The 24,381-nt window shown below is 70.9% G+C and carries 22 protein-coding genes; 8 read left to right on the forward strand and 14 right to left on the reverse strand.

Translation table 11 applies throughout. The features are described 5' to 3' along the window. Positions 1-3 precede the first annotated feature (3 nt). From CW359_RS28950 to CW359_RS28985, 8 genes are all read right to left on the reverse strand, one after another. Positions 4-984, reverse strand: coding sequence for an RNA polymerase sigma-70 factor (locus CW359_RS28950; protein WP_105973125.1), 981 nt, complete (start codon positions 982-984; stop codon positions 4-6). 235 nt (positions 985-1,219) lie between these two features. After that, positions 1,220-2,419: an NAD(P)/FAD-dependent oxidoreductase gene (locus CW359_RS28955; RefSeq protein ID WP_105973126.1), complete on the reverse strand. Its 1,200-nt coding sequence runs from the start codon at positions 2,417-2,419 to the stop codon at positions 1,220-1,222. A gap of 394 nt (positions 2,420-2,813) precedes the next feature. Next, positions 2,814-4,163: an MFS transporter gene (locus CW359_RS28960; protein ID WP_105973127.1), complete on the reverse strand. Its 1,350-nt coding sequence runs from the start codon at positions 4,161-4,163 to the stop codon at positions 2,814-2,816. Positions 4,164-4,354: 191 nt separating this feature from the next. Further along, positions 4,355-5,308, reverse strand: a complete 954-nt coding sequence (locus tag CW359_RS28965) for a catechol 2,3-dioxygenase (RefSeq protein WP_105973128.1) — start codon at positions 5,306-5,308, stop codon at positions 4,355-4,357. Then, positions 5,305-6,480: a 4-oxalomesaconate tautomerase gene (locus CW359_RS28970; protein WP_105973129.1), complete on the reverse strand. Its 1,176-nt coding sequence runs from the start codon at positions 6,478-6,480 to the stop codon at positions 5,305-5,307. The genes CW359_RS28965 and CW359_RS28970 overlap by 4 nt, the downstream gene beginning before the upstream one ends. After that, complete coding sequence (locus tag CW359_RS28975; RefSeq protein WP_105973130.1) at positions 6,477-7,187, reverse strand: 4-carboxy-4-hydroxy-2-oxoadipate aldolase/oxaloacetate decarboxylase; 711 nt, start codon at positions 7,185-7,187, stop codon at positions 6,477-6,479. The genes CW359_RS28970 and CW359_RS28975 overlap by 4 nt, the downstream gene beginning before the upstream one ends. After that, entirely contained in the window at positions 7,184-7,933 is a 750-nt protein-coding gene (locus tag CW359_RS28980; protein WP_105973131.1) for a PIG-L deacetylase family protein, read from the reverse strand. The genes CW359_RS28975 and CW359_RS28980 overlap by 4 nt, the downstream gene beginning before the upstream one ends. A 153-nt stretch (positions 7,934-8,086) precedes the next feature. After that, on the reverse strand, positions 8,087-8,737 hold the full coding sequence (locus CW359_RS28985) for a GntR family transcriptional regulator (RefSeq protein ID WP_105973132.1): 651 nt from the start codon (positions 8,735-8,737) through the stop codon (positions 8,087-8,089). 269 nt (positions 8,738-9,006) lie between these two features. On the opposite strand from CW359_RS28985, the gene CW359_RS28990 reads away from it, so the two are divergent. Beyond that, positions 9,007-11,076: a discoidin domain-containing protein gene (locus CW359_RS28990; protein WP_198655423.1), complete on the forward strand. Its 2,070-nt coding sequence runs from the start codon at positions 9,007-9,009 to the stop codon at positions 11,074-11,076. A 22-nt stretch (positions 11,077-11,098) separates the two neighbouring features. Then, entirely contained in the window at positions 11,099-11,692 is a 594-nt protein-coding gene (locus CW359_RS28995; RefSeq protein WP_105973133.1) for a TetR/AcrR family transcriptional regulator, read from the forward strand. Positions 11,693-11,719: 27 nt separating this feature from the next. Here CW359_RS28995 and CW359_RS29000 read toward each other — a convergent pair whose 3' ends face one another. Next, positions 11,720-12,622, reverse strand: a complete 903-nt coding sequence (locus tag CW359_RS29000; RefSeq protein WP_105973134.1) for an EamA family transporter — start codon at positions 12,620-12,622, stop codon at positions 11,720-11,722. A gap of 68 nt (positions 12,623-12,690) precedes the next feature. Between CW359_RS29000 and CW359_RS29005 the strand changes: the two genes are divergently transcribed. Further along, positions 12,691-13,569, forward strand: coding sequence for a LysR family transcriptional regulator (locus CW359_RS29005; RefSeq protein ID WP_232838651.1), 879 nt, complete (start codon positions 12,691-12,693; stop codon positions 13,567-13,569). 74 nt (positions 13,570-13,643) lie between these two features. On the opposite strand, the gene CW359_RS29010 is transcribed toward CW359_RS29005, so the two are convergent. The 3 genes from CW359_RS29010 to CW359_RS29020 are packed head-to-tail and all read right to left on the reverse strand — an operon-like array spanning position 13,644 to position 16,487. Next, positions 13,644-14,291, reverse strand: a complete 648-nt coding sequence (locus CW359_RS29010; RefSeq protein WP_105973135.1) for an NAD(P)H-dependent oxidoreductase — start codon at positions 14,289-14,291, stop codon at positions 13,644-13,646. Positions 14,292-14,334: 43 nt separating this feature from the next. Then, positions 14,335-15,783: a sensor histidine kinase gene (locus CW359_RS29015; protein WP_105973186.1), complete on the reverse strand. Its 1,449-nt coding sequence runs from the start codon at positions 15,781-15,783 to the stop codon at positions 14,335-14,337. Between the two features lie 5 nt (positions 15,784-15,788). Next, positions 15,789-16,487, reverse strand: a complete 699-nt coding sequence (locus CW359_RS29020; RefSeq protein ID WP_105973185.1) for a response regulator transcription factor — start codon at positions 16,485-16,487, stop codon at positions 15,789-15,791. A gap of 150 nt (positions 16,488-16,637) precedes the next feature. Between CW359_RS29020 and CW359_RS29025 the strand changes: the two genes are divergently transcribed. The 3 genes from CW359_RS29025 to CW359_RS29035 are packed head-to-tail and all read left to right on the forward strand — an operon-like array spanning position 16,638 to position 19,456. Beyond that, positions 16,638-17,975, forward strand: a complete 1,338-nt coding sequence (locus CW359_RS29025) for a ferredoxin reductase family protein (RefSeq protein ID WP_105973136.1) — start codon at positions 16,638-16,640, stop codon at positions 17,973-17,975. Between the two features lie 13 nt (positions 17,976-17,988). After that, positions 17,989-18,729, forward strand: a complete 741-nt coding sequence (locus CW359_RS29030) for an FMN-binding protein (protein WP_105973137.1) — start codon at positions 17,989-17,991, stop codon at positions 18,727-18,729. A gap of 4 nt (positions 18,730-18,733) precedes the next feature. Next, entirely contained in the window at positions 18,734-19,456 is a 723-nt protein-coding gene (locus CW359_RS29035) for an FAD:protein FMN transferase (RefSeq protein WP_105973138.1), read from the forward strand. 85 nt (positions 19,457-19,541) lie between these two features. Here the strand turns inward: CW359_RS29035 and CW359_RS29040 are convergent, their stop codons facing one another. Together CW359_RS29040 and CW359_RS29045 are read right to left on the reverse strand one after the other, a co-directional pair. Next, positions 19,542-20,171, reverse strand: coding sequence for an MBL fold metallo-hydrolase (locus tag CW359_RS29040; RefSeq protein ID WP_105973139.1), 630 nt, complete (start codon positions 20,169-20,171; stop codon positions 19,542-19,544). Next, complete coding sequence (locus tag CW359_RS29045) at positions 20,171-21,256, reverse strand: S-(hydroxymethyl)mycothiol dehydrogenase (RefSeq protein ID WP_105973187.1); 1,086 nt, start codon at positions 21,254-21,256, stop codon at positions 20,171-20,173. The genes CW359_RS29040 and CW359_RS29045 overlap by 1 nt, the downstream gene beginning before the upstream one ends. Positions 21,257-21,470: 214 nt before the next feature. On the opposite strand from CW359_RS29045, the gene CW359_RS29050 reads away from it, so the two are divergent. Further along, a complete protein-coding gene (locus tag CW359_RS29050; protein ID WP_232838652.1) occupies positions 21,471-23,636 on the forward strand; it encodes an MBL fold metallo-hydrolase in 2,166 nt (721 codons plus the stop codon). Further along, a complete protein-coding gene (locus tag CW359_RS29055; protein WP_105973140.1) occupies positions 23,633-24,379 on the forward strand; it encodes a sulfite exporter TauE/SafE family protein in 747 nt (248 codons plus the stop codon). The genes CW359_RS29050 and CW359_RS29055 overlap by 4 nt, the downstream gene beginning before the upstream one ends. Positions 24,380-24,381 lie beyond the last annotated feature (2 nt).

Genomic DNA, 24,381 nt, shown 5'->3' on the forward strand with positions numbered 1-24,381 from the left:
GGCTCAGCGCAGGGTGAGCGGGGTCTCCGTCTCGGCGCGGGTCAGCTTCTCCGGATTCCGGACGTAGTAAAGACCGGTGACGAGGCCGTTCTCGACGCGCATCGCCATGATGCCGTCGAGAACGCCGTCCAGGTGTACGGCGAGTGCGGTGCCGCCGTTGACCACGGTGGGGGCGACGGTGACCAGGCTCTTGTTCTTGCCGAGGGCGCCGACCAGGAAGCGGGCCACCTTCTCCGCGCCGTTGATCGGCCGCAGCGCGGCCTGTTTGATGCCGCCGCCGTCGTTCACCATGACGACGTCCGGGGCGAGGACGTCGAGGAGGGTCCGCGGATCCCCCGTCTCCAGCACACGCTGGAAGGACTCCAGAACGGCCCGGCTCTCGGCGGCGCTGACCGTCTGCCGGGGACGACGGGCGTCGACGTGCCGCCGCGCACGGCTGGCGATCTGGCGGACGGTCGCGGGTGTCTTGTCGACGGCGGCGGCGATCTCGTCGTACCCGGTGTCGAAGACCTCGCGCAGGACGAAGACGGCACGTTCGGTCGGCGAGAGGGTTTCGAGTACGAGCATCAGCGCCATCGAGACGCTCTCGGCCAGTTCGACGTCCTCGGCCACGTCCGGCGTGGTGAGCAACGGCTCGGGCAGCCACTGGCCGACGTAGGCCTCCTTACGGCGGCTCATCGTGCGCAGCCGGTTCAGGGACTGCCGGGTCGTGATCCGGACCAGGTAGGCGCGCTGGTCCCGGACCTCGGCGAGGTCGACCTTCACCCAGCGCAGCCAGGTCTCCTGGAGGACGTCCTCGGCGTCGGCGGCCGAGCCGAGCATCTCGTAGGCGACGGTGAAGAGGAGGTTGCGGTGGGCGACGAACGTGTCGGTGGCGGGGTCGATCTCCGGGACGGGGACGGGGACGGGGACGGAGACGGGGGCGGCGGCAGAGGTGGGGGCAGGGGTGTGTGCGGGTTCGGGTGCGGGGGGCTGCTCGCTCATGTCCTGGCTCCTGTCCGGTGCGGGTCCCGGCGGGGGGCCTGGTCGCCGGCGGTCCTCAGGAATGCTTGCACTGCATGCTCCCTTTCGGTTTGGGTTTCGGTCTCGTGGGCGGCCGTTGGCTGGGCGGATCGGCCCAACGACCCGACGACCCGTTCACCGGTCAACGGATCGTCGGCTTGTCGGGCCGACAGGTCGACGCTGCCCGGCGCTCCGGTGCGACATGCGTGGCCGTGGCTCAGGCCGCGGGCTCGGTGACGGGCCGCTCCTGGTCGAGCTTCGCGCGGACCAGCGGGCGACGCTTGGCGTCCTTGGACCACCAGGTGTGCGCGCCGGGCTTGCGGGCCTCGTACGACAGCTGCCAGGGGATGCCACGGCAGATGAGTTCCTTGATCTTCGCGCCCGCCCGACCGCCGACGTAGTACTTCTTGGCGAGGTCGTCCTTGCTCATCACCTGGAAGACGCCGCCGCGTCGGCCCAGGCTGATGCAGGTCGCGACGAACCCCACCTCGACGGCGGCGGGCTGCTCGCCCGTGATCCGGCTCAGTACCGTCTCGGCGGCCTGCGGGCCGAGCTGGACGGCTGCCTGGCAGCTCATCCGGAACGGCAGGTCGGAGGGGGCGGCGGAGTCTCCGGCGGCGACGATGCGCGGGTCGTCCACGCTCGTGAGCGTCTCGTCCGTGAGCAGGCGGCCCAGGGTGTCGGTACGCAGTCCGCTGCGGGCGGCGAGATCCGGTACGCCGAACCCGGCGGTCCAGATCGTCACGTCGCTCGGCAGTTCCCGCCCGTCGGCGAGGGCCACGGTGTCGCGGGTGACCGCCGTGACCTTGGTGCCGGGGCCGTCGAGGACGCGCACGCCGAGCGCGGTGAGCCGCTTGGCCACCGAGCGGCGGCCTCGGGGGTGCAGGGAGGGGCCGAGTTCGCCGCCGCAGACCAGGGTCACGGCGCGGCCCTGCTCCGCGAGTTCGGCGGCGGTCTCGATGCCGGTGGGGCCGGCGCCGACGACGGTGACGGGGGCGGTGGTGGGTGTGGCGTCGAGGACCGGGCGGAGTCGCTTCGCCTCCTCCAGGGCGGCGAGGGGGTGGGCGAACTCGGCGGCGCCCGGTACGCGGGGGGTGGCGCTGCCGCTGCCCACCGCGTAGACGAGGTGGTCGTAGCGGACGGTGGCGCCGCTGCCGAGGGTCACGGTGCGGGCGGGGGCGTCGATCAGGGTCGCGGTGTCCACGACCAGGTGGACCCTGTCGGCGAGGATCTTGCGGTAGTCGACGAGTGCGTCTGCGGTGCCGCCGATGAGTTGGTGGAGGCGGATGCGGTCGACGAAGGTGGGGCGGGGGTTGATGAGGGTGACGGTGAGGTCGTTGCGCTGGGTGAGCCTGTTGGCGGCCATGACGCCCGCGTAGCCGCCGCCGATCACGACCACATCGATGTTCTCGCTCATGGTGTCTCCTCCGTTTGGCCGACGCCCCTGGGGTGGGGTTCGGTCTCAAGACACCGGTGGGTCGGGGGCTGTGACAGGTCCGGACAGATTTTTTTCGCCCCCGCCGCCCCTACCCGTCCCATCCCTGGGGGCTGCCGCCCCCAGACCCCCCTTGGGGTGGGTGGGCAAGGCGGCGGTGGGTGGGGGGTTGATCGGCCTGAACGGCCTCGTCCTCAAGCGCCGGACAGGCTGAGTGGTGCCGGCCGCGGTTTGAGTTTTCAGCGCAGGCCGGCATCTCCAGCCCGTCCGGCGTTTGAGGACGAGCGCGTTCAGCGCGATAGGCGGGGGTCTGGGGGCGCAGCCCCCAGAGGATGGGAACGGGTAGGGGCGGCGGGGGCGAAGAAAGCCGCTGCGGTCAGGCCGTCCTCGTCAGTTCCTCCGCCTTCTTCGGCGCCTGCCGCCCACCCCGAGCCCCCACCCCCGTCAACCCGACGAACACCGTCGCCAGAACCGCCGCCACAGCGAACGCAGTGAACCCCCAGCTCTCCGACCCGTTCGCCACCAACCGACCCCCCAGCCACGGCCCGAACACCGCCCCGAAGCGTCCGATGCCGGACACCCAGCCCACCGCCGTCGCCCGGTTCGCGTCGGTCGAGCGGCCTGCCACCGTCGCGTAGATCATCGCCTGGGCGCTGAAGAGGAACAGGCCGGTCAGGAACACCACCGTGTACGTGAGCGGCAGTGCCATGTGGATGCCCAGGAGGTAGACGCCCACCGCCGTACCCGCGAACCAGATCGTGGCGATCCGCGCCGAACCGTAGCGGTCGGAACAGCGGCCGGCGATCAGCATGCCCACGATGCCACCAAGGTTGATCACGATCAGGAAGGAGAGCGACGAGCCCAGCTCGTAGCCCGCGCCCCGCATCATCGTCGGGAGCCAGTTGCTGACGCCGTACACCAGGAGCAGGCCGCAGAAGGACGCCAGCCAGAACAGCACCGTCGTACGCCACAGGCTGCCCCGGAACAGGGCCGCCACCGCGCTCCAGCGGTCCCCGGCGGCGGGGCGGTCCGGTGCCGCGGCCGGCAGTTCGACGTCGTAACGGTCCGCCAGGGCGCGGGCCTCCTCCATGCGGCCCTTGGCCATCAGGAAGCGCATCGACTCGGGCAGGTACTTCGCGACCAGCGGGACCCCGACCAGAAGCGGGAGCACGCAGATCCAGTAGGCGACACGCCAGCCGTCGGGGCCGCTCGTCCACAGGCCCAGGAAGCCCGCCATGATGCCGCCCGCCTGGTGCGCGGTCATCAGCGTGCCGACGATCAGCGCGCCCCGGCCGCGTGGGGCGTACTCGGAGACCATCGTGATCGTCGTGGGGAGAAGGCCGCCGAGGCCCAGGCCCGCGATGAAACGGCCGAGGCCGAACACGCCCAGGCTGGGGGCGACCGCGCACAGGGCGGAGGCCAGCGAGAAGACCGCCGTGCAGGTGAGGATGACCTTCTTGCGGCCGATCCAGTCGGTGACCGTGCCCGCGGACAGGGCACCGATCAGCATGCCGAAGGTGGCGTAGCTGCCCAGGTCACCGGCCTGGGCGGGGACCAGCCCGAGCGCCTTGTGCTCCAGCATGTGGGGCAGTTCGGCGCCGTAGACGAACATGTCGAGGCCGTCGAAGAAGACGACCAGCCAGCACAGGCCGACGACGAGCACGGCCAGTCTGCCGCCGCGCGCGGGCGGGGCGGCGGTGGGGGCGGGGACGGGAGACGGAGACATCGTTGTTTCCTATCGTCCGGCAGGAGAGCGGAGTGAGGGTATGGGGGGGTGGGGGGTGGGGAGATGCGGTCGACCGTAGGGAGCCGTCCCGCTAGTGTCAACGTTTTTGTCAACAATCTCAGGTTGCAGTGCGGCAGAGTGCAGCGCAGTGGGGTGGGTGGGATGCTCCCTGGACTGGACTGGTAACGGCCTCAGGCGTCCAGCGGGGGCGTCCCGTGCGTGTGGAACGACTCGATGGTCTTCAGGCCCCACGCCTGGCCCTTGGCCCGTTCCGCCTGTGTCCAGGTGATCAGCGGCCAGTCGGGAGCCAGTACCAGGCGCGTCAGCGGGTTGCACAGTTCGACGCGGTTGCCGCCCGGCTCGTAGACGTACAGGAAGAACGTCTGCTGGATGGCGTGCTTGTGCGGACCCGTCTCGATGTGCACGCCGTTGTCCAGGCACAGGTCGGCCGCGCGCAGGATGTCCTCGCGGGTGTCCGTGGCGAACGCGATGTGGTGGAGGCGGCCGTTGGAGCCGGACCAGTCCTCCGTGTAGACGATGTCGTACGACTTGTTGGTGAACGTCAGCCACTGCGCGGCCAGGCGCCCCTCGTCGAGCACGATCTGTTCGGTGGGGCGGGCGCCGAGGACGTGCTGGACGAAGCCCGCGTTCGGTTCGACCGACTCGGCGAGGAAGTTGACGTGGTCGAGGCGGCGTACGCCTACGCCGGTCGCGGGCTTGGCCTGGGGCTGGTTCTTGAGGCCGGGGCGCAGCTCGGGCGGCGCCTCGTACCACTCGCTCTCCCAGTAGAGGGCGTACTCGTGGCCGTCGGGGTCGGTGGTGACGTAGAGGGGGCCGAGGCCCGGTTCGTCCTCGACCCAGCGGCCGGGGCGGCCCGTGTTCTCCGTCTCCTTCACCCTTCGCCGCAGTGCCTCCTCGCTGGAGGCGCGCAGGGCGGTGCGGCGGATGCCGGAGGTCGGGTGAGCGGTGAGGGTGAGGCTGTGGTGCTCGTAGTCGTCCCAGGTGCGCAGGTACACCGAGTCGCCGGAGCGGCCGTTCTCGGTCAGGCCGAGGATCTTGGTGAAGAAGCCGACGCTGGCGTCGAGGTCGGGGGTGAGGAGTTCGACATGGCCGAGGTGGGCGATGTCGCCGAGCGGCGGGGTCATCGGCTGCTCCTGTCGGTGTGGGGGGCGGTAGCGGGCGGGGTGGCAGGACGGGGGAAGACCGTGCCGTCGAAGATCTTGCGGGCGGTGCGGACGACGCCGGTGCGGAGCGCCACCGGGGCCGGGCCGTCGGCGGCAGCCGCAACTCCAGTCCCGGCCCCGGCTCTGGTTCCGGCCCCAGCGGCCGGTGCGATGGAGACCTCGGTGTCGACGTCCAGGAACCCGGTGGGATGTTCGATGCGCAGCGGGGCGTCGTCCTGGGCCGGGAGACTCGCCACCCCCTCCCCCACGCCACCCGGAATGCGCAGGCCCGCCGCGACACTCGCCGCGCCCAGCACGCCGATCGCCGTGTGGCAGCGGACCGGGATGAAGGTGCGGGTCATGACGGCACCGCCGTGCGCGGGCGGGGCGAGCAGGCTGAGCTTGGGTACGGTCGTCGCCGAGACATCGCCGAGGCCCATCAACCTGCCCGCCGCCAGGCGGAGTTCGTGCAGGCGTTCGTTGAGGGTGACGTTCTCCTCCAGGTCCCCCGGTTCCTCGTAGCCGGTGACGCCGAGGGCGGCGGCGGCGATCAGTACGGTCGGCATGCCGTTGTCGACGCAGGTCACCGGTACATCGGCTATGACGTCCCGTACCCGGCCGGTCGGCAGCAGGGGACCGCTCCCCCGCCCGAAGCCGATGGTCACCGGGGCGGCCGTGCCGGGCACACCGGAGATCTCCGTCGTGCCTTCGTAGACGACGCGCCCGTCGGCCGTGGGGAAGGTCGCGGTGGCGTGGTCGCCGCTGTTGACCATGCGGATGCGTACGGAGGCCGACTCCCCCTTCGCCACCACCAGTCCGCGTTCCACCGCGAACGGGCCGACGCCCGCGAGCAGGTTGCCGCAGTTCTGACGGTCGGTCACCTCCGGCCGGTCCACGCCGACTTGGAGGAACAGGTAGTCGACGTCGGCCTCGTCGTCGGCCGAGCGGGAGACGACGGCCACCTTGCTGGTGAGGGGGTGTGCTCCGCCGAGGCCGTCGATCTGGCGGGGGTCGGGGCTGCCCATGACCCGCAGCAGCAGTTCGTCCCGGGCGGCCGGGTCGGCCGGGAGGTCCTCGGCGAGGAAGTAGGCGCCCTTGGAGGTGCCGCCGCGCATCAGCATGCAGCGCAGGCCCTCCCCCGAGCCGGCGCTCATGAGTCGGCTCCGCCGCGGACGTACTCCTCGTACGACTGGTAGGTGACGCCGAGCCGTACGAGGGTCTCGCGCAGCCCGTACCGGTCCAGGCCCAACTGGCCGTCGGCGAAGGCGAGTCGGGACGCCTCCTCCTTCGCGATGCGGGCCTCTGACGCCTTGACCGCCTCGGCCGAGCGCAGCCGGGGGACGACCATCACGCCGTCGTCGTCCGCGATGATCACGTCACCGGGGCGGATCTGCTGGCCGCCCACGACGACCGGGACGTTCACCGAGCCGCCCGTCGCCTTCACTGTGCCCTGGGCGGACACGGCCGCCGACCAGACGGGGAAGTCCATGGCGCGCAGTTCGGCGGTGTCGCGTACACCGGTGTTGATGACCAGGCCGCGTACGCCCCGGTGGCGGAGCGCGGTGGCGAAGAGTTCGCCGAACAGGCCGTCCGTGCAGGGGGAGGTGGTGGTGACGACCAGGATGTCGCCCTCGGCGCACTGTTCGACTGCTGCGTGGATCATGAGGTTGTCGCCGGGCCAGCACAGGGCGGTGACGGCGGTGCCCGCGATGCGTACGTCCTGCTGGATGGGGCGCAGGTGCGGGCCGAGGAGGCCGGTGCGGCCCAGGGCCTCGTGGACGGTGGCGACGCCGTGGCCGGCCAGTGTCTCGACGTCCGCCGCGGCTGCGCGCGGTGGGTTGGTGACGATGATGCCGCTCATGCCAGTTCCTCCGTGACCTGCGGGTAGGGGCGCATATAGGCCTCGCCGTAAGTGGTGTGCGGCAGGCCGAGGTTGGGGCCCGCGTTGCGCTTGAGCTGGACTCCGCGCCGCTTGGCGAGGTCGGTGTAGTAGTCCCACAGGTGCTGTTGGGCGGACAGGCACTCCATGGCCTTGCGCTTGGTGTCGAACACCGGGGTGATGTCGAGCAGTACCTGCGGGGTGAAGTCGCACATCTCCGGCTGGTGGGGTTCGAAGAAGAACACCGGTGGTGCGCCCAGGACTTCGCCGGGGGCCGGGTAGCCGATGGCCTGCGCGAGGATGCGCGCGTCGAGGGCCATCCGGGCGGCGGCCGGGTGGTCGGCGTTGTAGGGGTCGGCGAGCGGGTGGGTGAGGACGACGTCGGGTTGCGTGTCGCGGTAGATGGCGACCAGCTTGTCGGTCAACTCGGGGGTGGCCAGAAGGGGATAGTCGCCGGCGTCGAGGAAGCGGACCTCGGCGCCGAGTGCGGCGGCGGCCTGCTCGGCCTCGGTCCGGCGTATCCCCTTGATCTCCTCCAGCGATTTACCCTCCCGCCAGGCCTTGGCGGACTCACCGCGCTCCCCGTACGAGAGGCAGGCGATGACGACCTTCTCGCCCCGGGAGGCCGCCAGCGCGATGGCACCTCCCGCCCGCCAGACGAAGTCACCGGCGTGCGCGCTGATCACCAGTGTCGAGCGAGCGGCTGCGGGCGCCGCACCTTGTGTCATTGCAGAAATCTCCTTGGTGGACAGGACGTCGGGCCCACCTCGGCGAAGTCGTCCACGCGACGCGCGGTTCGTACGACGGACGTACGACACGCGCCGGCACACGCCGGCACGCACTCACACGTACTGGCACGTACTCACACGTACCGGCACGTGTTATTCGCGCAGCGCGGCGATCACGCTCGTGAGATGGGCGCGAGCAGCCGCTTCGGCCGCCTGCGGGTCCCTGGCCGTGATCGTCTCGACCATGGCCAGGTGTTCGCCCAGGGACCGCTGGGGACGCCCCGGTCGCAGCGCGAGCTGGAAACGGTGGCGCACCAACTGGGCGTTGAGCTTCTCCAGCAGTTCCACGGCCGTCCGCTGGCCGGAGAACTGCCTGATCCGGGCGTGCAGTTCCTGGTTGAGTTCGGAGTAGGTGACCGGCTCGCCGTCGGCGACGGCCTTGGTCATCGCCCGGCCGATGGTGGTCAGTTGGGCCAGTTCGTCGTCGGTGGCGGCGACAGCGGCCTTGGCCGCACACAGCCCTTCGAGGACCATCCGGCATTCGGTGATCGCGACCGCCTCCTCCACGGTCACCACCCGCACCCGCGAGCCTCGGTTGCGGATCCGTTCGACGAGTCCCTCCGACTCCAGCTCGATCAGCGCCGCCCGGACGCTGGCCCGTGTCACACCGAACTGCTCGGCGAGTTCGTTCTCCACCAGCCGCTGGGCCGGTGCCATGTCGCCGCGCAGGATCGCCTGCCGCAGCCGCTCCAACGCGTGCTGCCTGGCCTGCTCTCCGGTGCCTGGACGGGCTTGGTTCGGCATGTGCCCTCCTGAGTGAGTGCCTGTCGACGCTAAATCTAGACGGACAACATTGTCAACAATATTGTTCTCCATGTTCACACACAGTTGACGCACAGTTGACCCGCGATTGGCGCGCACTTGGTCCGCGGTTTACGCGCGGAAAACCGCCGTTACGGCCCTCCGCGCTATCAGGTCAAGCGTCCCGGACTATTGACTCCATCACCTTCCTGTCGCGATCCTCGTCACAGAATTGCGCGCGCCATGACAACCCTTGTGCGAGGACGTGAGTGATGACCGAGCCTGCCTTCCCGCCTCGCCCGCGTCGTGGACGCGGACGCGGCCCCCTGACCGTGCTGCCCCTGCTGCTCGCCGTCCTGTCCCTGATGCTCGGCACCGGACCCAGCTCGGCGGCAGGCACTGACTGGTGGACGCCCACCGCGCGTCCGACGCCCGACTCGCAGATCAACGTCGCGGGTGAGCCCTTCAAGGGCACCAACTCCGCGGGCGAGGTACAGGGGTTCGTCGACGCGCACAACCACCTGTTCTCCAACGAGGCCTTCGGCGGCCGGCTGATCTGCGGCAAGGTCTTCTCGACCAGCGGGATCGCGGACGCCCTCAAGGACTGTCCGGAGCACTACCCGGACGGCACCCTCGCGCTCTTCGACTACATCACCCACGGCGGCGACGGCAAGCACGACCCGGTCGGCTACCCGACCTTCAAGGACTGGCCCGCGTACGACTCGATGACCCACCAGGCGAACTACTACGCCTGGATCGAGCGCGCCTGGCGCGGCGGTCAGCGTGTGCTGGTCAACGACCTGGTCACCAACGGGGTGATCTGCTCGATCTACCCGTTCAAGGACCGCAGTTGCGACGAGATGACGTCGATCCGTCTCCAGGCGAAGCTGACGTACCAGCTGCAGGACTACATCGACGCGCAGTACGGCGGCACGGGCAAGGGCTGGTTCCGGATCGTCACCGACACCGCGCAGGCGCGTGAGGTGATCAAGGCGGGCAAGCTGGCGGTCGTGCTCGGCGTCGAGACGTCGGAGCCCTTCGGCTGCAAGCAGATCCTGGACATCGCGCAGTGCAGCAAGGCCGACATCGACGCCGGTCTGGACGAGTTGTACTCCCTGGGCGTGCGCAGCATGTTCCTGTGCCACAAGTTCGACAACGCGCTGTGCGGGGTGCGGTTCGACGAGGGCGGGCTCGGTACGGCGATCAACGTCGGCCAGTTCCTGTCCACGGGCACCTTCTGGCAGACGGAGACCTGCACGACCGCGATGCACGACAACCCCATCGGCGGCGCCACGGCGACCAGCGCGACGGAGGACCTGCCGGACGGCACCGAGCTGCCGACGTACAGCACGACCGCCCAGTGCAACAAGCGCGGGCTCACCAGTCTCGGTGAGTACGCGGTGCGCGGCATGATGAAGCGCAAGATGATGCTGGAGATCGACCACATGGGCGTCAAGGCGGCCGGCCAGGCGATGGACATCTTCGCGGCCGAGGCCTACCCGGGCGTCCTCTCCTCGCACAGCTGGATGGACCTCAACTGGACCGACCGGGTCTACGGCCTCGGCGGTTTCATCGCCCAGTACATGCACTCCTCCGAGGAGTTCGTCGCGGAGGCCGCGCGCACCGACGCCCTGCGCACCAAGTACAACGTGGGCTACGGCTACGGCACCGACTTCAACGGGATCGGCGACCACCCGGCGCCCCGCGCCACCTCGACGGTGACGTACCCCTTCACGAGTGTCGACGGCGGCTCGGTGATCTCCCGCCAGACCACCGGTGAACGCACCTGGGACTACAACACCGACGGCGCCGCGCATGTCGGGCTGATCCCGGACTGGATCCAGGACATCAAGCAGACCGGCGGCGCGGACGCGGTGAGCGACCTGTTCCGGGGTGCCGAGTCCTATCTCGACACCTGGGGCGCCTCGGAGAACCACAAGGCCGGGGTCAATCTCGCCAAGGGCGTGTCGGCGACGGCGAGTTCGTCCGAGTCGAACCCGTTCACCAGCTACCAGCCGGGCCGTGCGGTCGACGGCGACTCGGGCACCCGCTGGGCGAGCGACTGGAGCGACGACCAGTGGCTCCAGCTCGACCTCGGGTCGACGAACCTGGTCAAGCGGGTCACCCTCGACTGGGAGAAGGCCTTCGGCAAGTCGTACCGCGTCGAACTGTCGACGGACGGCACGACCTGGCAGACCGCGTGGTCCACGACCGTCGGCGACGGCGGCCTGGACACGGCGCAGTTCACCGGAGTCCCGGCCCGCTATGTGCGCGTCCACGGCCTGGATCGGGGTACGGACTGGGGATACTCGCTCTACGAAGTGGGTGTCTACAGCACCTGAGTTCCGCATCTAGGGGGAGTTCATGGCACGCAAGCCGTCGGCCGAGCGGCGCCGGCAGCTGACCGAGGCGGCCATCCGCGCGATGACCCGGGACGGCGTCCCCAGGACGACGACCCGGTCCATCGCGGCCGAGGCGGGCGTGTCACTGAGCGTCTTCCACTACTGCTTCGACTCCAAGCAGGCCCTGATCGAGTCGGTCATGACGACGATCACGGACCACACGGTCGACGTGGTGCGCGAGGCGATCCAGCCGCAGGAGACCCTCCAGGAGACGGTCCGGGCCGGCTTCAGGGCGTACTGGGACCATGTGGCCGCCCATCCGGGCGAGCACATGCTGACGTACGAACTCACCCAGTACGCCCTGCGCGAGCCGGGGTTCGCGCACCTGGCCCGCCGCCAGTACGAGCTGTACGCGGACGCGTACGCCGGTCTGCTGGAGCAGCTGCGCGAGAGCATGGGCTTCGAACTGAGCGTGCCCGTCCCGGTGTTGGCCCGCTACCTGGCCGCGATGACGGACGGGCTGACCCTCAACTTCCTCGCCCTGGGCGACGAGAAGGCCTGCGCGGACATCCTCGACACGGTCACCGACCATGTGGCCTCCCTCGTACGGGAGTAGCCGGTAAGGGAGTTGGGACCGCCCGCCCTACTTCTGCGAGGTGAGGATGCTTACGGCATTGGCGGCGACGATCGCCCCGATACTCGCCCACTCCAGGGCGCCGAGCCCCTCCCCCAGGCCGATCCAGCCGACCAGGGCGGCCATGACCGGGTTGACGCTCATGAACAGGCCGAAGGCGCGGGCCGGTACCCGGCGCAGGGTGAACATGTCGGCGAGGTAGGGCACGGCCGAGGCGAGCACCCCGGCGACGACGGCGTACCCGACGGCCGCCGGGGTCGGCGGACGCTCGGCGACCAGGACGATCCCGACCGGCAGGAAGAGCAGCGCGGAGACGCCCGCGGCGGCGGCCGAGCCCTCCGCTCCGGGCAGCCGCCGTCCGATCGCCCGGTTGAGCAGGATGTACGAGGCCCAGCAGGCGGCGGCAAGCAGCCCGAGGCCCATGCCGAGGTAGTCGGCGGACGGCTGGGGGCGCAGCAGGGCGACGACCCCGGCCGCGGCGATCAGCGCGCAGCAGGCGTCCACGCGCCGCCGGGTGGCCGCCAGCGCGACGGCGAGCGGCCCGAGGAACTCCAGGGTCACCGCGAGGCCGAGGCCGATCCGGTCGATGGCGGTGTACAAGGACAGGTTCATCGTCCCGAAGACCAGGGCCAGCAGGAGTACGGGTCCCCACTGGGCGCGGGTGAAGGCGCGCAGACGGGGCCGGGCGACGGCGAACAGGACGAGGGCGGCGACGTACTGGCGGACGGCCACGACGCCGATCGGGCCGAGCACCGGGAAGGCGAGGGAGCCGGTGGCGGCGCCGACCTGGTTGGTCAGGCCGCTGCCGAGCATGACGGCCACGCCGGTGAGCTTCCCGGTGCGGGGCTCCGGGGGCGCGGGGATGGCGACGCCGCTGGATGCGGCTGCGGTGTGTGCGGGGCCTGCGGTCATACGCCGATCGTGTGCCGGTCCCGTCGATGCGCAAAATGCATGGGCTTCACCATCTATACGCTGGAGTCATGGATACACATCCGGGCCGGACCCCGCAGATCGAGCTGCGGCAGTTGCGCTGTCTCGTCGCGATCGTCGACGAGGGCACCTTCACCGATGCCGCCATCGTGCTCGGCGTCTCCCAGGCGGCCGTCTCCCGCACCCTGGCCTCGCTCGAACAGGCCCTGGGGGTAAGGCTGTTGCGTCGGACCTCGCGCGAGGTGAGCGTGACGGCCACCGGGCTGCGGGTGGTGGCGCACGCCCGGCGGGTGCTCGGTGAGGTGGACGACCTGGTCGGAGAGGCGACATCCGGGCAGGCCCGGCTGCGGATCGGGTACGCCTGGTCGGCGCTGGGCCGGCACACCCTCGACTTCCAGCGGCGCTGGGCCGAGCGGCGGCCCGAGACGGAGGTGCAGCTCGTCCGTACCAACTCCGGTACGGGCGGGCTGGCGGAGGGGGCGTGCGATCTGGCCGTGGTGCGCCGGCCGCTCGACGACCGGCGGTTCGACTCCGTCGTGGTGGGGCTGGAACGGCGGCTGTGCGCGATGGCGGCGGATGATCCGCTGGCGCGGCGGCGGTGGATCCGGCTCGCCGACATCAGTGGGCGGACGCTGCTGGTGGACCGGCGTACGGGTACGACCACGGAGGAGTTGTGGGCGGTGGGGTCGCGTCCGGTGTTCCAGGAGACGCACGATGTCGACGACTGGTTGAACTCGATCTCGACGGGCCACTGCGTGGGGCTGACGCCGGAAGCCACCGCGCACCAGTACCGGCGGCCCGGGGTGGTCTACCGACCGGTGCGGGACGCTGAGCCGGTTGTGGTTCGGCTTGCCTGGTGGCGGGACGATCCGCATCCCGCGAGGGCGGCGGCGGTTGAGTTGTTGACCGAGCTCTATCGCGAGGCGTGAGGGGTGGTTTGTTGTCTGCGGGTCGGTGGGGGCTGGTCGCGCAGTTCCCCGCGCCCCTAAAGGCGGGCGCTGTCCTACCGTTTGCTCAGTGCCAGCAGGCGTTCCGCGTACTCGGTCAGGTATTCCTCCCGCTGTTTTGGTGACACCTCGGCCGGGGCCCTGGCCACGAATGGAGGTTGGACCTCGAAGCCCAGGCAGTCGAGGATGCCGTGGTGGATGGGCCAGAGGGTGCGGTCCAGGTCCTCTTCGGTGGCGTGGGGGCCGTAGAGGCCGGTGGGGGTGCCCGTGGTGGTGCAGATCAGGGCGCGTCTGCCCTTCAACGGGGCCGTGTCGTGGGTGCGGCCCTCGCCGTAGGCGAAGCCCCGGGCCATCGTGCGGTCGATCCAGCCCTTGAGGATGGCCGGCATTCCGGACCACCACAGGGGGAACTGGAGGATCATCAGCTCGCAGCGGGCGACCTTCTCCTGTTCCGCGAGGACGTCGGGCGGGGTCTCGTGGGCGGCCTGGACGCGTTCCTGTTCGGCGGTGACGTCCAGGTAGTCGGGGTCGGTCCAGGCGCCGGGGAAGTCGTCGGCGTCGACGGCGGCCTTCCAGCCGAGCCGGTAGAGGTCGCTGACGACGACCTCGTGGCCGGCCCGTTTCAGGACGTCCACGGCTCTGACTTTCAACGCTCCGTTGAAGGAACAGAGTTCGGGGTGGGCGAAGACGATCAGTACGTTCACTGTGGGGGGTCTCCTCAGATGCGTGGGTGCTGAGGTGTCGCGTTCAGCCGTGCGGCGGTCGGTCCGTCCTGTCGAGCGGGATACGGAGGGTGAAGGCGGTCGTGCCGGGCCCGCTGGTCAGGTCGAGGGTGCCGCCGTGCGCCCGGACGAGGGACAGGGCGACCGCGAGGCCGAGGCCGCTGCCGCCCCGGTCGCGGCTGCGGGCCTTGTCGACGCGGTAGAAGCGGTCGAAGACCCGGTCCTGGTCGGCGGCGGGGATGCCGGGCCCGGCGTCGGCGACCCGGACCACCGCGTGGCCGGCTTCGACGCTCACGTCCACGGACACCGGGGTGCCGGCGGGCGTGTGCACGGCGGCGTTGGTGAGGAGGTTGTCCAGGACCTGCCGGATACGCAGCGGGTCCAGGCGCAGCGGCAGTTCCTTCGGGGCGGCCGTCAGGGTCAGCGGATGTGCCGGGTGGCCCGCGCGGAAGGCGTCGGCGGCCTGGGCGGCCAGTTCCACCAGGTCGGCGGCCTCCTGGCGGAGCGGGGTCTCGATCTGGGCCGCGTCGAGGCGGGCGAGCAGCAGCAGGTCGTCGAGAAGGATGCCCATCCGGGCCGCCTCGGCGCGCAGCCGGGCCAGGTGCTTGTCCCGTTCGCCCGGCTCGTTGGCGGCGGCGTACTGGAAGAGGTCCGCATAGCCCCGTACCGACATCAGTGGGGTACGCAGTTCGTGCGAGGCGTCGGCGACGAAGCGGCGGAGGCGCTGTTCGGCCTCGGTGCGCACGGCGAGGGAGTCGTCGATGTGTTCGAGCATGGTGTTGAACGCGGTGCGCAGCTCCTCGACCTCGGGACCGCCGCTGCCCCGGTCGGCGCGTACGGGCAGCCGGGCGGAGTCGGTGAAGTCGTGCGAGGTGATGCCCCGGGCGGTGTGGGCCATGTCGCTCAGGGGGCGCAGGCCGCGCCGCAGGACCGCGCGGCCGAAGATCACCAGGCCGAGCAGGGCGAGGGCGAAGGCGACGACCTGGACCGTGATCAGCTGGTCCATGGTGTTCTCTATGTCGTCCATCGGCGCCGCCGTGACCAGGACGACTCCCGTCTCGACCTCGCAGGCGCGCAGCCGGTAGGCCTCCCCGTCGATGCGCGCGGTGCGCAGGACGGGGTCGGTGCCGGAGGCCCGCAGGGTCGCGGCGGTGGCGAGGAGTTCGCCGGAGTCCCTGGGCACGTCGGCGGGCTCCCGCAGGACGGGTGCGCTCCCGGAGACCTTGTACGAGGCGGTGTACCAGCCGTAGTAGGGCTTGCCCTGGACGCTGCCGTAGTCGACGACGTCCTTGGACTGGGAGATCTGGACGAGCTTCATCTGGTCGCTGAGCTGGCGTTCCAGATAGTCCCGCATGTACATGGAGAGCGCGGCGCCGACGACGGCGAACACGACCAGGGAGAGCACGCCCATGCCCAGGGCCAGCCTGGTGCCCAGCCGCAGTCTGCGGTAGTTCTCCCGGCAGTGCCGGATCACTCGGATCACTCGGCGACCTGCCGGACCACGTAGCCGACGCCCCGCACGGTGTGGATCAGCGGTTCGTCGTGCTGCTCGGGGTCGTCGAGCTTGCGGCGCAGGCGGCTGACGACGAGTTCCACGACGTTGGACCGGCCGCCGAAGCCGTACTCCCAGACGTGGTCGAGGATCTGTGCCTTGGTGAGCACGGTCGGCGACTTGCGCATCAGGTAGCGCAGCACCTCGTACTCGGTCGGGGTGAGCGTGAGCCGCTTCTCGCCGCGTCTGACCTCGCGGGTGTCCTCGTCCATCGTCAGGTCGGCGACCCGGAGCACCGAGCGCTGGAAGGCGGGACCGGCGCTGCGGCGCAGCACGGTGCGCAGCCGGGCCATCAGCTCCTCCACGGCGAAGGGTTTGACCAGGTAGTCGTCGCCGCCCCGGGTGAGTCCCGCGACCCGGTCGGCGACTCCGTCACGGGCGGTGAGGAAGACCACGGGCACCATGGTGCCCGACAGCCGCAGCCGGTCGAGCACGGCGAAGCCGTCGAGTCCCGGCAGCATCAGGTCGAGCACCACGATGTCCGGATGGAACTCGGCGGCCCGGGTCAGCGCGTCCTCACCCGAGTAGGCGGTGACCGCCTCCCAGCCCTCGTAGCGGGCGACGGTCGCGACCAGGTCGGCGATGGGCGGATCGTCGTCCACGACGAGGAGTCGTACTTTTTCCACGTGTTCATAGTGCTCCACGTGACTCGCGTGCCATACCTCCGTCCCCTCCCTGCGCGAGATCGATAACAACTTGAAAGTCCAACGACAGCATCCCGACAGCTACCGTCGGTCATGCTCTGTCTCCCCGGACCCGATCAAGGAGCACTGTCCGTGACGACCGTCCAATCGCCCCCCGCGCCCCCCACGGCGATACGACCCAAAGTGGTGGCCCGCACCGGCCTGTACGCCGTGCTGGCCGCCAACGTGGCCGTCGTGACCGTCTTCTTCGCCCAGGCAGGCTTCGCCTCCAACGCGCTGATCGTGATGGGCCGGCTCGCCGGGCTGTACGGCGCCCTCTTCATGGCCTTCCAGCTGGTCCTGGTGGCCCGGCTGCCCTGGCTGGACCACCGGATCGGCATGGACCGGCTGACGTCCTGGCACCGCTGGGTCGGCTTCGGGCTGCTGTGGACGCTGCTGGCGCACGCGGTGTTCATCGTCTTCGGCTACGCCGAGGGCACCAGCATGGGTCCGGTCGACGAGCTGGTGGAGCTGGCCGAGACCACCGAGGGCGTGCTGCGCGCGATCGTCGCCCTCGTCCTGATCATGATCATCGGCGCGGTCTCCGCGCGCTACGCCCGCCGCCGCCTCGCCTACGAGACCTGGCACTTCATCCACCTCTACACCTACGTGGCCGTGGTCCTGGCGTTCACGCACCAGGTCGCCGTCGGTACGACGTTCGCCTCGTCGTCGACCGCCACCGCGTACTGGTACGGCCTGTGGGGCGTGGCGCTCGGTTCGGTGTTCCTGGGCCGGGTGGTGCTCCCCCTGCGCAAGAACCTCCGGCACCAGCTGCGCGTCTCGGCGGTCGTCCCCGAGGCCGACAACGTCGTGTCGATCTACATGACCGGCCGTGACCTGGACAAGCTGCCCGCCCGCGCCGGCCAGTTCTTCCTGTGGCGCTTCCTCACCAAGGACCGCTGGTGGCAGGCGAACCCGTTCTCGCTGTCGGCGGCGCCCGACGGCCGCTCGCTGCGCCTGACGGCGAAGGTGGCGGGCGACGGCACGGCCACCCTCAAGCACATCCCGGTCGGCACCCGCGTCTTCGCCGAGGGCCCGTACGGCGCCTTCACCTCGATGCACCGCACCCGCCCCGAGGCCGTCCTCATCGCCGGCGGTGTGGGTGTCACGCCGATCCGCGCGCTGCTTGAGGAGATCCAGGGCCACGCCGTGGTGATCTACCGGGTGGCCAGGGACCAGGACGCCGTCCTGTACGAGGAGCTGCGGGACATCGCCCACGCCAAGGGTGCCGAGCTGCACCTGGTGTCCGGTCCGGTCGCCCCCGACAAGCTGGCCCCGGCGGAGCTGGCCAAGCTGGTGCCGGACATCACGGACCGTGACATCTTCCTGTGCGGCCCGCCGCCCATGATGAACGCGGTGCTGCGCAGCCTGCGGGACCTGGGCGTGCCCAGGTCGCAGACCCACTTCGAGCGCTTCAGCCTGGCCGGATAAGAGGATCAACGTCGTGAAACGAGCACTTCCCGTACTGGTCCTGAGCATCGCGGGCCTGGTCCCCGTCTGGCTCTACCAGCCGTCACTGGGTGTCACGTCCTCCGAGGCCTCGACCCCCGTCACGACGCCGTCCGCGTCGTCGTCCGCCGCTTCGGGCTCCTCGGGCACGTCGTCGACGGTCGTCCAGGGCACGACCGTGGCCACCGAGAAGGGCGACGTCCAGGTCGAGGTCACCTTCGCGGGGACGAAGATCACCTCGGTGCGGATGCTGAAGCAGCCGAACCACCCGCAGACGACGGCCGCCGTCCCGGTCCTGATCAAGGAGACCCTCACGGCGCAGAGCGCGGACATCGACACGGTGTCAGGCGCGACGATCACCAGCGACGGCTACCGGGAGTCCCTCCAGGCCGCGATCGACTCCCAGGCGGATGCCGCAGCGTCGTCCCCGTCGCCCTCCGCGTCCGCGTCCACCTCGGCCCCGGCCGAGGAGTCCGCGTCGCAGACCGTCCAGGGCACGGCGGTGGACACCGAGAAGGGCACCGTGCAGGTCGAGGTGACCTTCGAGGGCGACACGATCGCGTCCGTGAAGATGCTCCAGCAGCCGAACCACCCGCAGACCACGGCGGCCGTGCCGGTGCTGATCGAGGAGACCCTCGCGGCGCAGAGCGCGGACATCGACACGGTGTCGGGTGCGACCATCACGAGCGACGGCTACAAGGAGTCCCTCCAGGCCGCGATCGACGCGAAGGGCTGAGCGGATGCGGCGCGTCGAACACATCATGGGGTTCCCGATCTCGCTGCGCATCGACGACGAGAACGCCCCGGCGGAGGCGGCCGACGCCGTGTTCGCCTGGCTCCACGAGGTCGACGCGCGCTTCAGCCCCTTCAAGGACGACAGCGAGGTCTCCCGCCTGGACCGGGGCGAGCTGGAGCCCGCCGACCTGAGCGCGGACCTCACGGAGGTGCTCGCCCTGTGCGAGGAGTACCGGATCGCGACGAAGGGCGCCTTCGACGTACGGCTGCCCGGCCGGGGCCTCGATCCGTGCGCGATGGTGAAGGGCTGGGCGGTACAGCGGGCGGCGGATCTGCTGACGGCGGCGGGCGTACGGACGTACTGCCTCAACGCCGGCGGTGACGTGGTCGCCGCAGGACGCCCCTGGCGAGTGGGGGTACGACACCCCGAGCACGCCGACCAGCTGTGCACGGTACTGGAGCTGACGGAGGGCGGCGTGGCGACGTCGGCCCGCTACGAGCGAGGCGACCACATCCTCGACGGCCGCACGGGCCTCCCGGCGACGGGCCTGCTGAGCCTGACCGTCGTGGCCGCCACACTCACCGAGGCGGACGCCACGGCGACGGCGGCGTTCGCGATGGGCGCGGAGGGCGTCGGCTGGGCCGCCGCGCGCAAGGGCTGCGAGGTGTTCGCGGTGGACACCGACCGGCAGGTGTCGCGGACGCCGGGGTTCCCGGTGGCCGCCTGAGAGCCTTGCTTGTTCTCGTACGTCCATGAGGGCGCCCTCCGTTGTCGACGGTGGGCGCCCACTGGCGTGCGGGGTGGTGGTGGGGTCAGTGGCCCCGGGTGATCCACTCCTCCAGGTGCGGTGCCTCGGCGCCGATGGTGGTGGGGTCGCCGTGCCCGGTGAGGACCTTCGTCTCGGGCGGGAGGGCGAGCAGCCGGTCCCGGATCGAGTCGATGATCGTCGGGAAGTGGGAGTAGGAGCGGCCGGTGGCGCCCGGGCCCCCGTTGAAGAGGGTGTCGCCGGTGAAGACGGTGCCGAGACCGGGGTCGTAGAGGCAGACGGCGCCGGGTGCGTGTCCGGGCGTGTGCAGGACGGTCAGATCGGCACCGGCGGCCTCGATGACCTGGCCGTCGGCGAGCCATGCGTCGGGGTCGCGGTCCGGGTGGGTCTGCTTCCACAGGGGCAGGTCGTCGCGGTGCAGCCAGATGGTGGCGCCGGTGCGCTCGGCGAGCGCGGGGGCCGCGTCGATGTGGTCGTTGTGCGCGTGGGTGCAGATGATCGCGGTCAGCCGCCGGTCGCCGAGAGCCTCGGCGATGGCGTCGGCGTCATGGGCGGCGTCGATGACGATCGCCTCGTGGTCGTCGCCGACGATCCACACGTTGTTGTCGACGTCCCAGGTGCCGCCGTCAAGGCTGAACTGACCTGAGGTGACGAGTCGTTCGACACGGGCGGCCATCAGAACACCACCACCGAACGCAGGACGTCGCCGCCGTGCATCCGCTCGAACGCCTGCTCAACCTCGTCGAGTTGGATGGTCTCCGTGACGAACTTCGCGAGGTCCAGGCGGCCTTGGAGGTGCAGGTCGATGAGCATCGGGAAGTCACGGGAGGGCAGGCAGTCGCCGTACCAGGACGACTTGAGCGAGCCGCCGCGTCCGAAGACGTCGATCAGCGGCAGTTCGAGCTTCATGTCGGGCGTGGGCACACCGACCAGGACGACGGTTCCGGCCAGGTCGCGGGCGTAGAAAGCCTGCTTGTAGGTCTCCGGACGGCCGACCGCCTCGATGACGACGTCGGCGCCGAAGCCGCCGGTGAGTTCCTGGATCGCCGCGACGGGGTCGGTCTCCTTGGAGTTGACCGTGTGCGTGGCGCCCATCGTGCGGGCCGTGGTGAGCTTCCGGTCGTCGATGTCGACGGCGATGATCTTCGCAGCACCGGCGAGGTTGGCCCCGGCGATGGCGGCGTCCCCGACTCCGCCGCAGCCGATGACGGCGACGGTGTCACCGCGCCCCACGTTCCCGGTGTTGATGGCGGCACCAATCCCGGCCATCACGCCACACCCCAGCAGCCCGGCGACAGCGGGCGAGACGGCCGGGTCGACCTTGGTGCACTGCCCGGCGGCGACCAGGGTCTTCTCGGCGAAGGCGCCGATACCGAGAGCGGGGGACAGCTCGGTGCCGTCGGTGAGGGTCATCTTCTGCTTGGCGTTGTGGGTGTTGAAGCAGTACCAGGGGCGACCGCGCAGACAGGCCCGACAATTCCCGCAGACGGCACGCCAGTTGAGGATGACGAAGTCACCGGGGGCGACATCGGTGACCCCCTCGCCCACCGACTCGACGATGCCCGCCGCCTCGTGGCCGAGCAGGAAGGGGAAGTCGTCGTTGATCCCGCCCTGCTTGTAGTGCAGGTCCGTGTGGCACACCCCGCAGGCCTGGATCTGGACCACGGCCTCGCCGGGACCGGGGTCGGGCACGACGATCGTCTCGACCCGCACCGGTTCGTTCCTGCCCGGTGCGATCACGCCGCGTACTTCCTGCGCCATGGTGCTGAACCCTTCCATCGGCCAATGTTCGGTTCTTCCCTCCGACCCTACGCGCGACTGATCGGTAACGCCGCGCCCACGGCCGAGCCAGCTTCTTGGATACCCCCGGGGGTACCTCTGCTACGGTGTCGAATATACCCCCGGGGGTAATTTTCAGAACGCTGTACGAGCTACGAGCTACGAGTTACCAGTACGGAGAGGGAGGAGTGCCGCCATGTACTTCGTCGACCGCATCGAGGTGCCGGGGCTCGGCAACCGCGGCTATCTGGCGGGCGGGCCGCACCGGGCCGTGGTGGTCGATCCGCCACGGGACATCGACCGGGTGATCGAGGCCGCCGCCAGGCGGGGCGTGCGCGTCGGGCATGTCGTCGAGACGCACGTGCACAACGACTACGTCACCGGGGGCCTGGAACTGGCCCGGATCACGGGGGCCGCGTATCTGGTCCCGGCGGGTGCGCGGGTCGCGTACGACAGGGTGCCGGTGACGGACGGGGACAGTGTGGAGGTGGAGGAGGGGCTGGCGCTGCGGGCGCTGGCCACGCCCGGGCACACCCCGCACCACACCGCGTACGTCCTGGAGGCGGACGGGCTGCCGGTGGCCGTGTTCACGGGCGGTTCGCTGCTGATCGGTACGGTCGGCCGGCCGGACCTGGTGGAGCCGAGGCTCACCGGGGAGTTGGCCCGGGCGCAGCACGCCTCGGCACAGCGGCTGGCGGCCGAACTCCCGGACGGGACGGCGGTACTACCCACGCACGGCTTCGGCAGCTTCTGCTCGGCGCGAGCCGCGGCGGGCGACGACGAGACGACGATCGGCCGGGAACGCGTGGCGAACGAGGCGCTGGTCAAGGACGCGGACACGTTCGTCGCGGAGCTGCTGGCAGGGCTCGACGACGTGCCCGCGTACTACGCGCACATGGGCCCACTGAACGCGGCGGGCCCGTCCCCCGTCGACCTGACTCCGCCGGCCCGGGCGGACGCGGCGGAGATCGCGGCGCGACTGGCGGCCGGGGAGTGGGTGGTGGACCTGCGCAACAGGGTCGCGTTCGCGGAGGGCCACGTGGCCGGCTCCCTGAACTTCGAGGCAGCGGGCCAGCTCGCAACGTACCTGGCGTGGCTACTCCCGTGGGGCAAGCCGGTGACACTGCTCGCGGAGTCGGCGAGTCAACTGGCGGCGGCACAGAGGGAGTTGACCCGGGTCGGCATCGACCGCCCGGCGGCTGCGGCGACGGGCTCGCCGGAGGGTTGGCTGCGCCCGGGGGAACGGGCGCGCAGCTTTGGGCGAGGGACGTTCGCGGACTTGGCGTTGCGGGTTGGTGGGAGTGGGCGGGGGTTGGTGGGGGCGGATCAGGAGGGGGCTGTTGGCAACTCCCTGTACAGCGCCGCAGACACGCGACACCTGGGCGAGCAGCCGCCCTCCACAGCCGCCGACCAGGGGACCCACCTCGTGGACGCCCAGCGGAAGTTGGTGAGCGCCGACATCGACTCGGCGGGCCGGGTGCACGAGCAGGTCGTCGTGCTGGACGTGCGGCGGGACTCCGAGCGGGCCGGTGGCTATATCGCGGGCTCGCTCCACATCCCGCTCCACCAACTCCGCGACCGGCTCACCGAGATACCCGGCGGAACGGTGTGGGTGCACTGCGCGGGCGGTATGCGGGCCGCGACAGCCGCCTCGCTGCTGGACGCGGCGGGGCGCGTGGTCGTCGCCGTCGACGACGGCTTCGCCGGTGCCCGTGAGGCGGGGCTGCCCATGGCCCGGATCACACCGGCCGAGGCCCACGAACACACGGGCGCGAACGGGACGGCCGTACTCCTGGACGTCCGCGAGGCGGAGGAATGGGCTGCCGGGCACGCCGCCGACGCGGTGCACGCCCCGCTGTCGGCACTGACGGCCGGTGCCGCGCTTCCGGGGCCCGCGCGAGACCGCCCGCTGGTCGCCATCTGCCGCTCCGGCAAGCGCTCCCGCGAGGCCATGGCCCTGCTCACGGCGCGCGGCGCCCAGGTCTCGGACGTGCTCGGCGGGATGGCCGCGTGGGCGGCGGCTGGCTTGCCGATGGCGACCGGAGGGGCTGGGGTGGTTGACGGTCGCATGTCGACCGGCGAGCCCACGATGGCTGCAGAACCCGCGCCGGCCGAAGAGTCCGCGGTTCCCGAGGGCCTCACACTGACCGACGGACCCACGGTGACCGCCGGGACCGTACTGACCGACGAGCCCTTGGTGGACGCGGGGCCTGGGGTGGCCGAAGAGTCACTCCCGGCCAAGGAGTCGGTCTCGGCCGGAGAGCCAGGTACGGCAGGCTGCCGGACCGCAGCCGGAAGTCGAGCCGACGCCCCACGCCAACCCCTCCCGGACTCCACCGCCGACCACGGGCCGGCCGCGTGAGCGTGGTCGTTCTCGCCCTGGTCGCCGGAGCGGTGACCGGTATCGCGCTGGGGGCTCTCGGAGGTGGCGGCAGTGTGCTGGCCGTGCCCGCGTTGATCTATCTGCTCGGGTTCACCCCGGCTGCGGCCACCACCGCGAGCCTCGCCGTCGTCACCGTCACCTCCGCCACCGCGCTCGCCGCGCACGCCCGTGCCGGCACCGTCGAGTGGCGGGCCGGTGCCCTGTTCGCGGCGGCGGGACTCGTGCCCGCGACGCTCGGCGGCGCCGTCAGCGGCTACGCCCCGCCCGCCCTCCTCACCGGCGCGTTCGCAGTGATCGCCGCGCTCGCCGCGTACCGCATGCTGCACCCCTCGGCCTCTCTGCGGGAAGGCGTGCCGGTACGCCCCCTTCAGGTCGCCCGGGCGGGCGCGGGGCTCGGCGCGGTGACCGGCGTACTGGGCGTGGGCGGCGGTTTTCTCGCCGTACCTGCGCTCGTGAACGTCGTCGGACTGCGGATGCGAGCCGCCGTAGGGACGAGCCTGCTCGTCATCACCGTCAACTCGCTGGCCGCGCTGCTCGCCCGGGCCGGCACGGCGACCCCCGTCGACTGGGCACTGGTCGCCCCCTTCGCCGGGGCCGCGATCCTCGGCGCGTGGGACGGAAAGCGGCTCGCGGGCCGGGTCTCCGGGAGCCGGCTCCAGCGGATCTTCGCCTGGGTACTGCTCGCGGTGGCGCTCTTCATGCTGGCCGACGCGATGACATGACA

The organism is Streptomyces geranii, from assembly GCF_002954775.1.
In the GTDB taxonomy this organism is placed as follows: Bacteria; Actinomycetota; Actinomycetes; order Streptomycetales; family Streptomycetaceae; genus Streptomyces; species Streptomyces geranii.

Bases quoted from the DNA above. Each gene is read 5' to 3' on its own strand.
- CW359_RS29045 (WP_105973187.1), bottom strand. From the start codon at position 21,256: ATGGCGCAGGAAGTACGCGGCGTGATCGCACCGGGCAGGAACGAACCG.
- CW359_RS28985 (WP_105973132.1), bottom strand. From the start codon at position 8,737: ATGCCGAACCAAGCCCGTCCAGGCACCGGAGAGCAGGCCAGGCAGCAC.
- CW359_RS29050 (WP_232838652.1), top strand. From the start codon at position 21,471: ATGTACTTCGTCGACCGCATCGAGGTGCCGGGGCTCGGCAACCGCGGC.
- CW359_RS28970 (WP_105973129.1), bottom strand. From the start codon at position 6,480: ATGAGCGCCGGCTCGGGGGAGGGCCTGCGCTGCATGCTGATGCGCGGC.
- CW359_RS28975 (WP_105973130.1), bottom strand. From the start codon at position 7,187: ATGAGCGGCATCATCGTCACCAACCCACCGCGCGCAGCCGCGGCGGAC.
- CW359_RS29000 (WP_105973134.1), bottom strand. From the start codon at position 12,622: ATGACCGCAGGCCCCGCACACACCGCAGCCGCATCCAGCGGCGTCGCC.
- CW359_RS28960 (WP_105973127.1), bottom strand. From the start codon at position 4,163: ATGTCTCCGTCTCCCGTCCCCGCCCCCACCGCCGCCCCGCCCGCGCGC.
- CW359_RS28995 (WP_105973133.1), top strand. From the start codon at position 11,099: ATGGCACGCAAGCCGTCGGCCGAGCGGCGCCGGCAGCTGACCGAGGCG.
- CW359_RS28965 (WP_105973128.1), bottom strand. From the start codon at position 5,308: ATGACCCCGCCGCTCGGCGACATCGCCCACCTCGGCCATGTCGAACTC.
- CW359_RS28955 (WP_105973126.1), bottom strand. From the start codon at position 2,419: ATGAGCGAGAACATCGATGTGGTCGTGATCGGCGGCGGCTACGCGGGC.
- CW359_RS29035 (WP_105973138.1), top strand. From the start codon at position 18,734: ATGCGGCGCGTCGAACACATCATGGGGTTCCCGATCTCGCTGCGCATC.
- CW359_RS28950 (WP_105973125.1), bottom strand. From the start codon at position 984: ATGAGCGAGCAGCCCCCCGCACCCGAACCCGCACACACCCCTGCCCCC.
- CW359_RS28990 (WP_198655423.1), top strand. From the start codon at position 9,007: ATGACCGAGCCTGCCTTCCCGCCTCGCCCGCGTCGTGGACGCGGACGC.
- CW359_RS28980 (WP_105973131.1), bottom strand. From the start codon at position 7,933: ATGACACAAGGTGCGGCGCCCGCAGCCGCTCGCTCGACACTGGTGATC.
- CW359_RS29040 (WP_105973139.1), bottom strand. From the start codon at position 20,171: ATGGCCGCCCGTGTCGAACGACTCGTCACCTCAGGTCAGTTCAGCCTT.
- CW359_RS29005 (WP_232838651.1), top strand. From the start codon at position 12,691: ATGGATACACATCCGGGCCGGACCCCGCAGATCGAGCTGCGGCAGTTG.